Source organism: Bacillus horti (genome assembly GCF_030813115.1).
Classification (GTDB): Bacteria; Bacillota; Bacilli; order Caldalkalibacillales; family JCM-10596; genus Bacillus_CH; species Bacillus_CH horti.
The window spans coordinates 60631-77305 of sequence record NZ_JAUSTY010000019.1; the positions used below are offsets into that span (position 1 = coordinate 60631).

The 16675-nt window shown below is 40.2% G+C and carries 11 protein-coding genes and 1 other annotated feature; of the genes, 9 read left to right on the forward strand and 2 right to left on the reverse strand.

The window, feature by feature from the left end; translation table 11 throughout:
* The first annotated feature begins 122 nt into the window (after window positions 1-122).
* The 6 genes from J2S11_RS17940 (at window position 123) to ileS (ending at window position 8421) form a co-directional block, all read left to right on the forward strand.
* On the forward strand, window positions 123-719 hold the full coding sequence (locus J2S11_RS17940) for a DedA family protein (RefSeq protein WP_307396898.1): 597 nt from the start codon (window positions 123-125) through the stop codon (window positions 717-719).
* A 68-nt stretch (window positions 720-787) separates the two neighbouring features.
* A complete protein-coding gene (locus J2S11_RS17945; protein ID WP_307396900.1) occupies window positions 788-1849 on the forward strand; it encodes a YkvI family membrane protein in 1062 nt (353 codons plus the stop codon).
* 208 nt (window positions 1850-2057) lie between these two features.
* Complete coding sequence (locus tag J2S11_RS17950) at window positions 2058-2951, forward strand: GNAT family N-acetyltransferase (RefSeq protein WP_307396903.1); 894 nt, start codon at window positions 2058-2060, stop codon at window positions 2949-2951.
* A gap of 37 nt (window positions 2952-2988) precedes the next feature.
* Window positions 2989-3597 (forward strand): TetR/AcrR family transcriptional regulator, encoded by a 609-nt coding sequence (locus J2S11_RS17955; protein WP_307396905.1) that lies wholly within the window; start codon window positions 2989-2991, stop codon window positions 3595-3597.
* A gap of 463 nt (window positions 3598-4060) precedes the next feature.
* Window positions 4061-4510 (forward strand): DUF3908 family protein, encoded by a 450-nt coding sequence (locus J2S11_RS17960; protein ID WP_307396906.1) that lies wholly within the window; start codon window positions 4061-4063, stop codon window positions 4508-4510.
* A 350-nt stretch (window positions 4511-4860) separates the two neighbouring features.
* Window positions 4861-5203 (forward strand) — a binding site (T-box leader).
* Between the two features lie 83 nt (window positions 5204-5286).
* Entirely contained in the window at window positions 5287-8421 is a 3135-nt protein-coding gene (ileS, locus tag J2S11_RS17965) for an isoleucine--tRNA ligase (RefSeq protein WP_307396945.1), read from the forward strand.
* A 120-nt stretch (window positions 8422-8541) separates the two neighbouring features.
* Here the strand turns inward: ileS and J2S11_RS17970 are convergent, their stop codons facing one another.
* Both J2S11_RS17970 and J2S11_RS17975 read right to left on the reverse strand, forming a co-directional pair.
* The gene (locus J2S11_RS17970) at window positions 8542-10284 is read right to left on the reverse strand and encodes an ABC transporter ATP-binding protein (RefSeq protein ID WP_307396908.1); all 1743 of its coding nucleotides are present in this window, start codon (window positions 10282-10284) and stop codon (window positions 8542-8544) included.
* Window positions 10281-12044 (reverse strand): ABC transporter ATP-binding protein, encoded by a 1764-nt coding sequence (locus tag J2S11_RS17975; protein WP_307396910.1) that lies wholly within the window; start codon window positions 12042-12044, stop codon window positions 10281-10283. The genes J2S11_RS17970 and J2S11_RS17975 overlap by 4 nt, the downstream gene beginning before the upstream one ends.
* A 254-nt stretch (window positions 12045-12298) precedes the next feature.
* Between J2S11_RS17975 and J2S11_RS17980 the strand changes: the two genes are divergently transcribed.
* From J2S11_RS17980 to J2S11_RS17990, 3 genes are all read left to right on the forward strand, one after another.
* Window positions 12299-13726, forward strand: coding sequence for a PTS mannitol transporter subunit IIBC (locus tag J2S11_RS17980; RefSeq protein ID WP_307396912.1), 1428 nt, complete (start codon window positions 12299-12301; stop codon window positions 13724-13726).
* 367 nt (window positions 13727-14093) lie between these two features.
* Window positions 14094-16235, forward strand: coding sequence for a BglG family transcription antiterminator (locus J2S11_RS17985; RefSeq protein ID WP_307396914.1), 2142 nt, complete (start codon window positions 14094-14096; stop codon window positions 16233-16235).
* 2 nt (window positions 16236-16237) lie between these two features.
* A complete protein-coding gene (locus J2S11_RS17990) occupies window positions 16238-16675 on the forward strand; it encodes a PTS mannitol transporter subunit IIA (protein WP_307396916.1) in 438 nt (145 codons plus the stop codon).

Genomic DNA, 16675 nt, shown 5'->3' on the forward strand with positions numbered 1-16675 from the left:
ATATCAACAGATAAGAGCCTAGGAATGAGTATTAGTAGTATTAATTTGTTAGTATTAAAACAATAAAAGGTTTGGAAAAATATAAGCGTAGGATGAATCCGTGCAACAGTTGGTGACAAGACATGAGTGAGCTGCTATTAATTATTCAGCACTACGGCTATTTTGGAATTATGTTATTGCTTTCTTTAGGGATCATTGGTTTACCCATTCCGGATGAATTTCTGATGACTTTTGTGGGTTATCTGGTTTCAAAGGATTTTTTCTCTTACCCCTTGGCTGTTCTCAGCTCAATCATTGGTGCTTTATCGGGGATCACGATCAGTTACATATTAGGCTTAAAGCTAGGCTTGCCTTTTCTAAAGAAAGTGGGTCCGAAAATTCATATCTCTGAAGAGAAGATCGAGAAAGCCCAGCATTATTTTAGAAAATATGGAGTGGTTATGGTGTTCTTCGGTTATTTCATCCCGGGAGTTCGCCACCTTACAGGATATTTTGCTGGAATAGCTAAGCTACCTCTGAGGAAGTTCTTTCTCTACTCTGGTGCAGGGGCTACTGTTTGGGCATTTACCTTTATTACGCTCGGCAACATGTTAGGGTATAAGTGGATTTTGGTTGAGCACTATGTGAAAAAGTATGCTCTCCATGCTTTGGCTGGAATTATTCTAGTCGCTATCATTCTCTTCGTTGTTTATAAAAGAAAACAAAAGAAACGAAAATAACTTGTCTAATCTGGCTCTACCTCTCATAAGCATGTACGAATGAGACATTCAACAAATGAGGTGGAGCTATGAAAAAACAGCTTACTTTAGCCCTGCAAATTGCAGCTACATATATTGGGACTGTTGTAGGTGCTGGTTTTGCGACAGGACAGGAGATTGTTCAATTTTTTACAAGGCACTATCATTGGGGAGTCTTAGGCATTATAGGGAGTATGTTTTTATTCATTTGGCTTGGTAAAAAAATGATGCTCCTTTCCCATCACATAGGTGCGTATTCCTATCAGGAGCTGAATCAGTATTTGTTTGGTAAGGGGCTTGGCGCTGTAGCGAATGGGTTTGTGTTTTTTATTCTGTTTGGTGTTACATCGGTCATGCTTTCGGGGACAGGTGCTATTTTCGAGGAACAGCTTGGCTTACCGTTCCAAGTTGGCATATTAGTGACTCTGGCCCTTTCTTTTTTAGTTATTTTAAAGGGGATGAAGGGTCTTTTTATTGTGAATTCTCTTGTGGTTCCCATGATGCTGACCTTTACTATCATTATTGCCTTTAAGGTTGGCATGACGGCTCCCAATGGAATAGGTTCAGTATTTAACCTAGGTAGCTGGAGTGGAAATTGGCAGGGCTGGTCTTGGGTGAGTAGTGCACTGACGTATGTAGCGTTTAATCTGGCGATGGCGCAGGCAGTTCTAGTTCCTTTAGGTAAAGAGGTTACGAGTGTTAGAGCCTTGCATTTAGGAGGGCTTTTAGGTGGTTTGGGTTTAGGGTTTATGCTTTTAACAAGTCATTTTGCTTTGGTTACCTTGATGCCAGAGGCTCTGCACTTTGATATTCCCATCGCATTTGTGATTAAGGAATTTGGGTGGCTTGTTTTGCTTCTCTTTTTGCTTGTAATCTATGGAGAGGTTTTTACAACACTGATTGGCAATGTATTTGGCCTGAACAGGCAAATCATTAGCTTAGTTAAGCTGCCGGAAAAATGGGTCATTGCAATGATCTTATTAACCAGCTTTGTAATCAGTCAGATCGGCTTTAGCTCATTAGTATCCTATTTGTATCCGATCTTTGGTTATATGGGTCTTGCGTTACTTTTAATGCTAGCGGTGAGGAAGATACCACAAATAAAACAATAAAAATGAATCCAGTATTTAGGTTTCTAAAAAGAAGACGGGCTAAAGGATAAAGTCTGTCTTTTTTCTGTTTACAAGATGACAAAACATATGCTTAAATAAAATAAACTGACTAGTCGTTTTAAATGGGTGTAAAATCCTTTGATGATTAAGGTAAAGGACTTTGCTATGAAATAAGCGTAACTAATTTATGATAGAAAGGTAGAAACCTATGATAACAATGAAAAGATTAACGGAGTGTACCTTAGCAGAAAGTGTTCAAGCGTGGAATGAGGGGTTCGAAGGGTATTATTTTAATGCAACCACATCAGCAGAAGCTTTTATCCAAAGAATGATGCAGGAGGACCTATCACCAGACTATTCAATTGTGGCGTTTAAAGAAGGAAAGCCAGTGGGCATAGTTTTACACGGAATTCGCGATGTGAAGGAACATAAATTGGCTTGGAATGGTGGGACAGGTGTAGCGACTGAGGTTAGGAAAATGGGAGTTGGTCGCTTATTGATGGAAGAGAGCCTGAAGGTTTTACAGGAGGCAGGTGTAACACTGGCCACTTTGGAGGCAATAAGTGAGAATCATAAGGCTATTGGACTCTATGAAAAAATGGGGTATCAGGTGATTGATCAGCTCGAGCACTTGGGACTTAACGGGTCACAATCGAATAAAAGCTTTGCAGAGCTGGAGAATAAAGATTTTAGCGTTCAGCACACTCTTCCCCAACTAGTAGGAAATCTATCCTTCTATAAAGATACGAATCCATGGCAAACACAATGGCCTAATACGAAAAATGGCGAGGCTATCATTGTCCGTGATACGGAAGGCAAGCAAGAACTAGGTTATGCTTTTTATCGCCGAGTATTTAATAAGCAGGGTGAGCATACCAAAACGATTTTAAATCAATGTGAGCCTCATCCAGGGCTAGCGGAGGCCGAAGCTGAAAAGGTCATCAAATCTATGCTATCAGATGTTTTTGGAGCCTTTTCAGAGAATATTGATCGAGTCATTCCCAACCTACCTTTAGAGCAAAGTAAGCTTACATATAAGGTGTTGACGGAACTAGGTTTTACCACGAAGGCCAAGCAGGTTTTTATGGTGAAAAAGCTTTAGACTTAGATGTAATAAGTTATGAAGGAGATTAATGAACATGCCGCCTATTGTCTCAGAGGAGTATAAAGAGAAGAAAAAGGAGCAGATCTTAACTAGTGCGTTAGCCTGTTTTGCTCAAAAGGGGTTTACGGCAGCTACCATTGATGATATTGTAGCCCACTCTGGAATAAGTAAGGGTTCCATCTATAATTATTATAAGAGTAAAGATGACATTTATATTGATCTACTAAATACAAATACGTCACATTATATGGAGCAGATCACAGAACAATTTTCAAAGCTTCATTCAGCTATAGACAAAATAACGTTTTTGTTTGATCACTATATCAATGTTGACCCTCAAGATGAGCAAAGATTAGGGTATGTCTCTGTTTTTTATGAGTTTATTTTCCATAGTACAAGGGATGAGGACATTCATGCGCTTGTAACAAAGAGGAAGAATCATCTACTCAAGCTCATGAAGGATATAATAGAGCAAGGGCAACAGGCTGGAGAGGTAAAGAAGGAATTAGATCCAGAGCTTTACGCTTATAAATTTTGGATTATGATTGATGGAGTTAGTATTCAATCTGTTTTTGCAGATTCCCCATACCATAACGTTCTAGCCATGCTAAAGCAGACCTACTTAGAGGAAATTAAGGGCTAGTTTTGCTGTAATTGTCTAGGTGTATTTAGAGTGATTATGAAAAATAAATAAAAATCGAAAATTCTGATAAATAGAAGGAATTTAATGTTACTTGTAGAATATAGCAATTATGATAAATGAAAGGAGGCAAGGAAGCATGAAAAAGTTATCTTCTGCGTTTCTTTCAAGCGCTTTACTCCTTAGTTTAGTTTTTGCTCCCATGGCAGGTGCTACATCGGATATTGTTCAACCTTGTGATTGTCCGGGAACCCCACCGCCACCACCACCGCCGCCTATCTGCTATCCAAGTGGCTATTGTATCATGCCGTAAGTAATGAAAAAGAGTCTCTTCATAGGGGGCTCTTTTTGTTTGAAGGGAGATTTAACCTTTATGTCGAATTAGGGCATAGGGGGATGAACAGAATGGAATCCAGGGGATGGACCAGTATTTAAAGGACCAGGCAAAATATGAAGGGGTGAAAACGTGAATAAAATAACTTACCAAGGTTTATTAAACGAGATTGATGATCGTGCTAAATCGCAATTTGGATTAGGTCTGTTGATTGACCACCTGAAGCGAAACTATCCTGTTGAAAAGGTGAAATTCTTTTACGCAAAAGATATATTTGAAAAGTCTAAACCAACAATTTTCTACTTAATAACAACTAATGGGAAATTTATTGAAATTACAGAAGATGATGAATACATTCAAGCTGAGATAAGAAATGAGCGAGATATCAAAAAAGCATTTTACAAGGAAGTTGCATATGATAACGAAGCCAGCTTAGTACTTCACTTTGAGGACAAGACAATTACATTGTCCAGTTTAGAGGATACAAAATCTGGCCCGTGGGTAAGTAAACATGACAAAACAATAAAAGATATCTACGCCTACTTAACTCGTGGCGCAGAATTGCAAGAGAGCACCCTATAAGGTGTTTTTCTTTTTGTTTCAAAACAACACAATTTCGGGGGTGGTGATGATGTAAATGGCAGAGACACACGTCCAAGCTGAGAGAGACTAACTGCAGGGGATGAAATACAAGGACATGCCCATTTGATGCCCTACAAATATTAATAAGTATAAGTATAGAAAAAAATAATTGTAGAAACAATGAAAATAACCATTGCGAAAAGGGTTAAAATAATCCTATAATAAGTGATAAATATTTGTAAGTGATCAAATAATTTAATTTCAAACTTGTGCACAAATTTGTTCAGCAGATTACTTGTCTGTGCCTGTTGCAACATACTATGTGCCTAGTTACAATATGATTTGAAAGCATAAATTCGTCGAAGAGAAAGAGTAAGGTAGGATGGCGTTCTACAGAGAGTTGGGGAAGCTGAAAACCAACGAACAAAGCCTAGCTGAAAATCATCTCAGAGAAGTGAGGCTGAACATTTGCTGTCTTATAAAGCATAAGCTTGATTAATGTTGTTTAACACTCAAGCGAGCTGTCTTTAGAGATAAGATAGACAAAGATGTAAGTCTTAACGGAGGTCCACCGTTACCAGGAACGCGTATCATGTGTACGTTGATGAGTGCTGTGACTCACTTTCAGGTTTTCAATTACGAGAATGAGTTTGCAGAACAAGGGTGGTAACGCGAGCTCAGCTCGTCCCTTATGGGGCGGGCTTTTTTTGTTGTTTAAATCATTTTGCCTGAAATGAACAACCTACATGGAGAAAGAACAAGAAGGGATGATTAGGGTGAGAAAGGTCGATACGAAAGAAACGGCTCATGCTAGGGAGCAAAGAGTTTTAGCTGGGTGGAGAGAACAGGAAACCTTCAAGAAGTCTGTAGAGCAAAGGGAGGGTCAGCCAAGCTTTGTTTTCTACGAAGGACCACCAACAGCGAATGGATTGCCTCATGCAGGTCATGTGCTGGGACGTGTGATTAAGGACTTTATTGCTAGATATAAAACGATGACAGGGTATCAGGTGGTACGAAAAGCAGGATGGGATACACATGGCCTACCTGTTGAGCTTGGTGTAGAGAAGCAGTTAGGGATCTCTGGTAAAAAGGAAATTGAGGAGTATGGTGTTGAACAGTTTATCGAGAAATGTAAGGAAAGTGTGTTCCAGTATGAGAAGCAGTGGAGAGATTTTTCGGAGGAGATTGGCTATTGGCTAGACTTTGATGATCCCTATGTGACTCTACAAAATGAATATATTGAATCGGTATGGCACATCCTTAGTCATATTCATAGAAAGGGCCTGCTGTATAAAGGACACCGAGTTACTCCCTATTGTCCTAGCTGTCAGACGTCACTGAGTACACATGAAGTGGCTCAGGGCTATAAGGATGTGAAGGATCTTAGTGCCACGGTTAAGTTCACTAGTAAGGCTTCCGGAGAGCATTTTCTAGTCTGGACCACAACTCCTTGGACACTGCCAGCGAACGTAACGCTTGCTGTACATCCTGATTTGACGTATTGTCGGGTGAAGCAGGGAAAGGATGTTTATATCCTAGCCAAAAATCTGGTAGACAAAGTGCTGCAAGGAGATTTTGAGCTTCTTTCGGAGCACCTGGGTAGTGAATTTGTTGGTGTAGATTATACGGCTCCATTCTCTTTTATTGCCGTTGAAAAGGGACATCGGGTTGTTGCGGCAGATTTTGTTACTGAAAGTAGCGGGACTGGTATTGTTCATTTAGCACCAGCGTTTGGGGATGATGATTACCAGGTGATTAAAAAGCTTGGCTTAAGCTATGTGAATCCAGTAGACACAGCGGGACGCTATAAAGCAGAGGTAACCTCGCTTGCTGGAAGGTTTGTCAAGGATTGTGATGTAGATATCGTTAAGGATTTAGCGGGAAGAGGGCTGCTGTATACGAAAGAGAAATATGAGCACAGCTATCCGTTCTGTTGGCGATGTGATTCACCACTTTTGTATTATGCGATGGAAAGCTGGTTTATTCAAACCACTGCCGTTAAGGAACAGCTTATCGCTAATAATCAGCAGGTCACCTGGTATCCTGAACATATTAAGGACGGTCGCTTCGGGCGTTTCCTTGAGGATTTAATGGACTGGAACATCAGCAGAAGTCGTTACTGGGGAACGCCATTAAATGTGTGGGAGTGTACATCCTGTGAGCAGCAGTATGCTCCTTCTGGACTGGATGATTTACGCAGCCATGCTACAAAGCCCCTTACTGATATTGAACTACACAAACCATATATTGATCAGGTTGATCTGAACTGTCCAAGCTGTCAGGGTATTATGAAGCGAACTCCTGAAGTCATTGATGTTTGGTTTGATAGTGGATCAATGCCTTTTGCTCAATACCATTATCCGTTTGCAGAAGGGGATCGATTTAAGCAGCAGTTCCCTGCGGATATGATCTGTGAAGGAATTGACCAGACGAGAGGTTGGTTCTATAGTCTGCTTGCTGTATCAACGCTTTATACTGGTCAAGCGCCATATAAGAGTGTCATGTCCTTAGGGCATATTCTAGATGAAAATGGGCAGAAGATGTCCAAAAGCAAAGGAAACGTCCTCCATCCCTCGGAGCTAGTACAGGAATTCGGAGCAGATGCGCTGCGCTGGGCTTTGTTGTCTGACAGTGCGCCATGGAACAGTAAACGATTCTCTAAAAAAATCGTAGCAGAAGCCAAATCTAAGGTCATTGATACGCTGATGAATGTTCATTCCTTTTATACCCTTTACGCTACAATTGATGGGTATGATCCGCAAGCTCATTTCAATGAACAAGCGCATAGATTAACTGTTCATACAGAAGGAAATAAGTCGTCTGAGCATGAGCATGTGCAGGTGATGGATCAATGGTTAAAGTCTCGCTTGCACTCTACAGTAAAAGCGGTGCACCAAGTGCTTGAGCATTATGATTTTATGAATGCCTCCAGAGCAATTGAAGACTTTGTGGAACAATTGAGCAATTGGTACATTCGTCGATCAAGAGATCGTTTTTGGAGTGAAGGCCTATCCTCGGATAAACGAGCAGCTTACGGAACTCTTCATCAGGTACTAGTCACTTTAAGTCAGCTAGTGGCTCCATTTATTCCATTTCTAGCTGAGGATATGTATGGTAACTTAACAGGAGAAAGTGTCCATCTGACGGAGTTTCCAGAGCCAGATGAAAGTCTAATTAATGAGCAGCTTGAGAAGGAAATGGAAAATGTGCTTCAAATCGTAGAACTGGCCAGGAGTGTACGTAATACGAGTTCTATGAAGACGAAGCAGCCATTATCTGAGCTGGTACTCGTTCCGTTAGAAGATACAGCAGATGTCTCTAGGTTCTACGATATTATAAAGGATGAGGTCAATGTGAAGAGCATTGTCCAGCAGCAGGATGAAACGGGATTGCTCGAATATGCTTTAAAGCTCAACTTCAAGCAGGCGGGACCAAAGTATGGGAAGTCTGTAGGTGAGCTACAAACATTCATTACTCAACTCTCAGCTGAGCAGGCTAAACAAGCTGTAGATGAGGGAGGTTTAGCTGTACAGCTAGAAGAGGGTCAAAGCGTTTATGTAGATCTTGAGGATATGCTTGTTGAAAAGAAGGCTACTAGAAAATATGCCAGTGCAACGGGGAAGCAGTACACAGTAGCGTTAAATACAACTCTAACAAAAGAGCTTGTACAAGAAGGAATCGTTCGAGAAATCAGTCGAGCGGTTCAGGAGTATAGGAAAAAGCTAAATCTCTCCGTAGAGCAACGAATACATCTAATACTTGATGTAGATGCAGAGACAAAGGAAGCTCTTCAGGAATTTAACGATTTGCTACAGCGAAGTCTATTACTCAGTGATCTTAATTTTTCTAAAGTGGAAGATATGGAATATGTCACTATAGGAGATAAGCAAGTGGGGATGGCTATTCAATAAAATAATCAATAATATATGCTAAGCATTATTTGAACAATAATTATTCATGAACTATTAACACTAAAGGCTGTAGGCTCATAACTTGAGCTCACAGCCTTAACTTTTTTCTCCACTATGCTATTACCCTTTAGAAAAAGAGTGCTCTACATACATTCCTTGATAGAGTCCCTCTTCCTTCAATAAGGATTGATGAGAACCAGTTTCGGCTATCTCCCCTTGATCCAATACATGAATCCTATCCGCGTTTTCAATGGTTGATAGTCGATGAGCAATGACTATCGTTATGCCGTGCTGCATGGCTTGGTCTAAATTTTGCTGCACGATCCTTTCCGTTTCCATATCTAACGCAGAGGTGGCCTCATCTAGAATTAAGATTTCTGGCTTCAGTAACAGAGCTCTGGCTAAAGCAATCCTCTGCTTCTGCCCGCCAGAAAGAGTAACCCCTCTTTCTCCAATAACTGTCTGATAACCATCAGGTAAACCCTGAATAAACGTATGAATATGAGCTTGGCGGCAGGCTTGTTCAATGTCCTCCATAGAGAACTCCTCCTTGCCTAGTGCTAAATTAGCTAGCAGGGTACCTTGGTAGAGATAGGGCTCTTGGAAGACAATAGCGATCTTATCCAACCATTCTTCCCTTTTGAGCTCACTTAAAGAGTATCCATTAACAAGGACTTCTCCCTTAGAAGGTTCAAAGTTTCTAATTAAAAGCTGGGCAATGGTTGATTTCCCACCACCACTTCTCCCTACAAATGCTATCTTTTGTCCTTTTTTCATGGAGATGTTTATCTGATTAAGCACGTTAGGGAGCTGACTGTCGTAAGTAAAAGAGACCTGTTTGAAGGAAATCGTATCAATATCCTCTTTTAAGGGAAGTGTCCCGTCCTTCATTTTATCTTGCTTAAACAGCTCATCCAGTCTTGCAATATGGGCAAAACGACCTGACACATTAAGCAGGAACTGGAACAGCATTTGGAGAGCCTCCATCAATTGAGAGGAGAATTGATAAACAATAATAAACATCCCGAGCGTTAATGATCCCTCTATGACCAAATATCCTCCATACGCTAAGACGACTAAAGTAACTCCCCATTTTAAAGGCTCACTTAAGAATAAATGCTTGTTTTCCTCTTTTCCTTCTCGGACAACGGTATCGAAGTATTTTTTAAACAAACGGTTATAGATCGCCATTTCCCATTTAAGCCGATGAAAGGCAATCACTTCCCTAGTTGAAGATATCCCCTCTTCAATATGAACTAACAGATTTGACTTATCTTCCTGCACCTGTCCATGCAGTTTTTTCATCCTTGGGGCAAAGATTCTACCAATAAAAATATATAGACAGCTAAGGAATAGGATAAGGGCTAAGATACTAGGGCTAGCCCAGCCAATGATAATCATCAAAAGGATGACCTTTAACATTTGTTGAATACCTACTGGTATCTGCTTTGCGATTAGCTCAGAGCTTTGACGAACATCCTGAGTAAAATAATAAACATAGCGAGCGGTGCGTTCCTGCTGGAATTTCCCGTAAACTAAGCTTTGAATATGCTTCATTAGGTCAGTGGAAAGTCCAAGGAGTGGCTTGTTGTATACCCGGTCTCGGAAATAAGCATTGATAGGATTTAAGAGCAGGAAGCTGATAATCCCAGTGGCAAATATTAAGATATAGGTCCAAAGAGAAGTATAATCTCCTTCCATGAAAACATCATCAATGATCCATTTCTGTACTCCTATAATAACAAAGTCAGTAAGCATATAAATAATGTGAATAAGCAAGGACAGAAGCAATGGCCATTTTAAGTGGGAAAGGTGTTTTCGTAGCCACAAAAAGCGTTGCTGAAGCGAAAGCCATTTTTTCATGCTCTTACCTCCTCTTCCACACTAACTGTTTGTCCATGTACTAGTCGATAGAGTCCTTCTTTACGCTGTAGAAGCTGATCATATGTTCCTTCTTCTACTACTCTCCCTTTGTCCATAACAATGATTTTGTCACAGTTTTGAACGGTAGAAAGTCGGTGTGCGATGGTAATCGTTGTCCTTCCTTGTGTAAGCTTCTCAAGGGCTTGCTGAACATGGGCTTCACTGATATTGTCCAAGGCTGAAGTAGCTTCATCCAAGAGGACGATTGCTGGGTTTTTAATGAACATGCGGGCAATGGATATCCGCTGCTTTTGTCCGCCAGAAAGCTTGTAGCCACGTTCTCCAACTAACGTATCATAGCCCTTAGGGAGCTCCATAATAAACTCGTGGGCAAACGCTAATTTTGCCGCTTCTACTATGTCCTCCTCCGAAGCTTCAGGATGACCAAAGGCAATATTTTCACGGATTGTTGTGCCGAATAAATAGGTTTCCTGAAAAACATAGCCAATGTTTGAACGCAATGACGAGAGGGAAAGCTCCTGAATAGGTATAGCATCTATGAAAATTTGACCCTTACTCATATCATAAAAACGCCCTAGTAATTTTAATAAAGTCGTTTTGCCACAGCCACTTTCACCGACTAGAGCTACGTGCTCCCCGGGAAGGATTTGAAAGCTTACCCCTTTTAAGGCATTAGGATATGTGGGATAGCTAAAATGAATATGCTGAACAGTGATACTTCCTTTAATAAATCGTAAATCCTTAGGGTTTGAACTCTCTACAACATCGGGTTTAAGGTGGCAGAAATCATACAGCCTTTTTGCTTGAAACATCAAAGTATGCTGCTCAGTTGTGGCCGTAACTAAATGAGTCAAGGCATTCATAACAATGAAAAAATAAAAATAATAAGCAATAAATTCTCCAAGAGAAAGCACACCGACCCTAACTAAGTGAGAGCCGTACACAAATAAAATGAGAATAGCTAAGTATATAGTTAAACGTCTGATTGAGCCGCGTGTATGGGCAAAAATGATTGATTTTAGCCAATCCTTATTCATATGACCAAGTCGCTCTATAAATCTTTTTCGTATCCAAGCTTCAAGACGATAAGCCCGCGCCTCCTGCATAGAGGACATTGTTTCATAGATATCCTTTTCTACATCTACACGATGCTCGTTGAAAGATCTTAAATAGAGGAACGCCTGCCTTTCGACCCAAGGTCCAGCAATGTAATACACTAGGAAGCAAGGGATAATAATGAGTGATAAGACAAGATTCATTGAAGCTATAATGAAAAAGGCAATGACACAAGTAATGGATTGTAAAACGATTTGTGGAAAGTAGTCTCGATAAATACGTTGGACATCCTGTACATCTGTATTTAATAGTGAAAGAGTCTGACCTGTAGAATTTTGCTCAAAGTAAGAGAATCCTAGCTTACGCAAATGGGAAAAAGCAGTATGCTGAAGGTCTTTTGCTGCCTTTTCCCTGACAATCCGTTGTAATAAATTCTTGCCTCCAGTGGCCAGAATCATCACACTAAGCACAGCAAGAAGGAGCAGAAGCATATACAAAAAGAGAGTGAGATCCTGTGCGGGCAGAATTCTATCAATAAAAAATTGAATAGATCTAGGGATAAGCATGGCTGTTAATGATATAATTACGCCGCAGCTTATAAGGAGAAACATGGTCCCTTTATACGGTTTAATAAAAGAAATAATCCACCAATATTCCTTCCAGTATCGAGTTTTCTTTACCATAAAATTTGTACTCCTAACGTCATTGTCTACCAACTCTAACTTTATCGAATTTTAGTGGATAAATAAAATATATGTTTTTCATATAATCATATATTTTAATGTGATGAATAGGACTTTTATCCTGTTTTCATTGATTTGTATAAATGTTGACAACAAAACGATTGACAAAATAGGTTTTAGTTTATGTTGAAATATAGGCTGAAAGCGCTTTATCATTAAGGTGTACCTACCTATTGCGAAAGGAGGAAATAAAAATGTCAGAACAAACATCTAATGGAGGCTTTCGAGTTAAAGCTCAGCGCTTCGGAAGTTTTTTAAGTGGCATGATTTTGCCAAACATAGGTGCATTTATTGCATGGGGACTTATTACTGCCTTATTTATTGAAACTGGCTGGTTGCCAAATGAAAGCCTTGCTGAATTAGTAGGGCCAATGATTACGTACTTACTACCTATCCTTATCGGATATACGGGTGGTAAAATGATCCACGATGTCCGCGGAGGGGTTGTGGGTGCAGCAGCAACGATCGGGGTGATCGTTGGAGCAGACATCCCAATGTTCCTTGGAGCTATGATCGTAGGACCTCTAGGAGGTTTCTTGATCAAGAAGATTGATGACGCTCTTGAAGGGAAAATTCCTTCAGGCTTCGAGATGCTTATCAATAACTTTACAGCTGGTATCCTAGGAGCGATTCTAGCGATTGCTTCATTTGTTGCCATCGGTCCTGCTGTAGTGGTTCTAAACGATGTGCTAGCAGGAGGAGTACGCTTCATTGTAGATGCTGGATTGCTCCCATTTGCTAATATCTTTGTTGAACCAGCTAAGGTTCTATTCTTAAACAATGCCATTAACCATGGAATATTAGGACCGATTGCTATTGAAGAGGCAGCACGTACAGGTAAATCTATCCTATTTATGCTAGAAACAAATCCGGGACCTGGTTTAGGTATTTTACTTGCTTTTATGTTATTCGGTAAAGGAATGGCGAAGCAATCTGCATCTGGTGCAGCTATTATTCACTTCTTGGGTGGTATTCATGAGATTTACTTCCCGTATGTCTTAATGAGACCATTATTATTCCTTGCTGTTATCGCTGGAGGAATTAGTGGTGTAGCTACTTTTGCCTTATTTGATGTTGGGTTAAGAGCAACACCATCACCTGGTAGTATCTTTGCTTACTTTGCAATGACTCCATCAACCGATTATGTTGGAATGATTGCCGGTGTCTTAGTAGCTACGCTTGTTTCCTTTGTTGTCGCAGCAGTTATTCTTCGCGTAGGTAAAAAAGGCGAAGACGATCTAGAGGCAGCAGCAGCAAAAACACAAGCTCTTAAAGGAAAGAAAAGTGATTCCGTATCAAACTTAGTTAAAAAAGAGGAAGAAAACGTGGTAGTAGGTACAAACGTACAGAAGGTTATCTTTGCTTGTGACGCAGGAATGGGCTCAAGTGCTATGGGAGCTTCAATCCTTCGTAAGAAGTTCAAAGATGCTGGTCTAGATATTAGCGTAACAAATAAAGCTATCAACAACATCCCAGACGATGCTGACATCGTCATTACACATCGCGATTTAACGGATCGTGCGAAGGCTAAGCTTCCTACGGCTGCGCATATTTCAGTAGAAAGCTTCCTAAACAGTCCTAAATACGATGAGCTTGTTGAGCAATTAAAAGAGCAAAAATAACAGAGTTTTTCACAAATCATTAAATAGAACAGAAGACATAAGGGTATAGGTACTCTAAATGTCTCCTGTTCTTTTTTTAGCGATTCGATGGATTAATGTTCAGGATCTGTTATCAATGTGCGGGAAAAAGAGCTTAAAGCAAGAATACAAAGTAAAGATGTTGCCAAAATATGCTTTTTGCTGCATTGTTTATTAAGCTATTAAAAAGTGGCAACAATACATTAGACGAAACTATACTTACATTCTGTTTCAATCTCAGTGAAAACGTTTTATTATTAAGGTAATAGCATGAAGCATCAACCTTCATATCGGGCATCTAAGAGTAGAGCATGCTATCGTCTTTCTTTCTATCACAAATTGTGGAGTGATGAACATTTATATTTCCGCTAGAGAAAGAAAAATATTAGATTATCTGTTGGATAAGCCTGATGAAGTGACGGTAAAGGATCTAGCTGATCAAATTGACGTCAGTGTGCGTACCATTCATAGGGATCTAAAGGGTGTTGAGGATATTGTCAACGAATATGACCTGCGTCTCATTAAGAAATCTGGCGTAGGGATTAAGGTTGAAGGAAAAGCGGAGCACATTCGTAATTTGAAAATGTTCCTGTTCAACGCCTCTCATAATGAATACACACCTGAAGAACGTCAAACGGTTATTTTGTGTGCCCTCTTAGAAACAAACGAACGTGAGCCAGTAAAGCTTGTCGCTTTAGCCCATGAATTAAATGTAACTATTGCGACCATAAGCAATGATTTATCGAAGCTACAGGAGAAGCTTAATGGCTTTGGTTTAATATTGATTAGACGCAGAGGCTATGGTGTTGGGATTTCTGGAAGTGAATCCTCCAAAAGACGAGCCATGAGTAGCCTCATATCTAAAAATATCGATGAATTTGAATTCCTTTCCTTTGTCAGAGCAGCCATACAAAAAAAGGGCACAACATACACCAACTCGATTTCAGAAAGGTTGCTTGGTTTTGTAGAAAAAGAAAAGCTGCTTGAAGTAGAGAAGGTCTTAGAAGAAATGAACCGGGAGCTCCCCTACACCATTGCTGATAGTGCATACATTGGATTAGTCATCCATTTAGCCTTAGCGATTGAGCGTATTCTTCAAGGGGAGAATATTCAAATTGATCAGGAGTATTTGATTAGTTTACAAGGAACGATGGAGTATAGTCTAGCTCAAAAGGTGATTGAAAAGCTGGAAAAGGTATTTGATATCCAAATCCCTCCAGCTGAAATAGGCTATATTACGATGCACTTAAGAGGAGCTAAGCTAAGGTATGATAAGAAATTCCTGATAGAGGATGCTAGCTTCAACTTAGCTGTTAAGGCGAAGGCGCTTATTGATTATGTAGGTAAACAGGTTCAAACGGATTTGACAAGTCATACATCTCTACTTCAAGGACTTGTTGCCCATTTGCGCCCTGCTATTTTTAGGATTAAGCAGAACATGGGAATTCACAATCCATTGTTACCTCAAATCAAAGCAGATTATGCTGTATTGTTCTCTATTATTCGAGATGGCGTCGGGCAGCATTTTCCTGACCTTGATGTACCTGATGAGGAAATTGGCTATCTTGTTTTACATTTTGGCTCTGCACTCATGGGAAATAGGGAAAAAGAACCTGTCCATGCCTTAATCATCTGTTCTAGTGGAATAGGAACCTCCAAAATGCTAGCAACAAGACTACAGCAGGAAATTCCTGAAATCGAGAATCCGAGAAATGTATCGCTTTTTGAAGCAAGCCGGCTAGATCTAGATGAGTATGATTTGATTATTTCGACGGTTCACTCTCCTGAGCTACCGGAGCATTATATCCTAGTAAACCCTATCCTAACCAAAGAGGAGATTGCCCATATTAAGGATAAAATTAGGGTACAGGAAAGAAAGGGAATTCTTGGTCTAAAATCCTCTGAGCGCTTTAGAGGAGGCCAAGGGAAGGAACAATTCTTGTCATCCCTAGAAGAGATGCATGGGTATACTCAAGCTATATTGACGCTGCTTAAGCATTTGCTTGTCCATGAAATCAGGAGTGTACAATCAAGTACAGACGTTATATCTGCAGCAGTCGATCATCTTATCCAGCAAGGGATTGTTCCTATTGCGAATGGAGATGCTGTAAAGGAAGCTATTTTAGAGCGTGAAAAGCTGGGAGGCTTAGGTATTCCAGACACACATCTTGCTCTGTTCCATGCTCGTCATGAAAGTATTCCTACCCCGTCCTTTAGTATATATAGTCTTCACGAGCCGCTATTAGCTTTAGGAATGGATCAGGAGGAAATGGAAATCAAGCAAGTTATTTTATTGCTAGCTCCCCTTAATGCGAGTGATCAGGAAATGGAGCTGCTTAGCTATATTAGCACTCTTATCATTGAAGATGAAAAAAGTCTGGAGCTGTTCCACTCCACTGACTTTGAAGCCATTTCCAGCTATGTGACGAATAAATTTGAACAATTTTACTTGACCCAATTTACCAATACTATAGATAAGAGGAGAGATTAACAATGCCACAAACTGTATTAGCGAAAGAGAACATTCTACTAAATCAAGAGATTGCAGATATGGAAAGTGCGATTAGGCTAGCAGGAGATACATTGGTTAAGCAAGGCTATGTGGAAGAAGCGTACATTGAGAAAATGCTAGAGCGCGAACAGCTTTCCAGTACGTTCATGGGCAATTTTGTGGCCATTCCACATGGAACAGAGGATGCTAAGCATACGGTAATAAATTCAGGGATTGTAGTCATTCAAGCTCCTAATGGTGTGGATTTCGGTAAAGGAAATATAGCTAAACTTATTATTGGGATTGCTGGAAAAAACGATGAGCATCTAGATATTCTTTCTCAAATCGCTATCGTTTGCTCAGAGGAAGAAAATATTGAGCGTCTTGTACAGGCTCAATCTGCGGACGAAATCCTTGAGCTTTTTGAAGGAGTGAATTAA

Bases quoted from the DNA above. Each gene is read 5' to 3' on its own strand.
- J2S11_RS17940 (WP_307396898.1), top strand. From the start codon at position 123: ATGAGTGAGCTGCTATTAATTATTCAGCACTACGGCTATTTTGGAATT.
- J2S11_RS17945 (WP_307396900.1), top strand. From the start codon at position 788: ATGAAAAAACAGCTTACTTTAGCCCTGCAAATTGCAGCTACATATATT.
- J2S11_RS17950 (WP_307396903.1), top strand. From the start codon at position 2,058: ATGATAACAATGAAAAGATTAACGGAGTGTACCTTAGCAGAAAGTGTT.
- J2S11_RS17955 (WP_307396905.1), top strand. From the start codon at position 2,989: ATGCCGCCTATTGTCTCAGAGGAGTATAAAGAGAAGAAAAAGGAGCAG.
- J2S11_RS17970 (WP_307396908.1), bottom strand. From the start codon at position 10,284: ATGAAAAAATGGCTTTCGCTTCAGCAACGCTTTTTGTGGCTACGAAAA.
- J2S11_RS17975 (WP_307396910.1), bottom strand. From the start codon at position 12,044: ATGGTAAAGAAAACTCGATACTGGAAGGAATATTGGTGGATTATTTCT.
- J2S11_RS17980 (WP_307396912.1), top strand. From the start codon at position 12,299: ATGTCAGAACAAACATCTAATGGAGGCTTTCGAGTTAAAGCTCAGCGC.
- J2S11_RS17985 (WP_307396914.1), top strand. From the start codon at position 14,094: ATGAACATTTATATTTCCGCTAGAGAAAGAAAAATATTAGATTATCTG.
- J2S11_RS17990 (WP_307396916.1), top strand. From the start codon at position 16,238: ATGCCACAAACTGTATTAGCGAAAGAGAACATTCTACTAAATCAAGAG.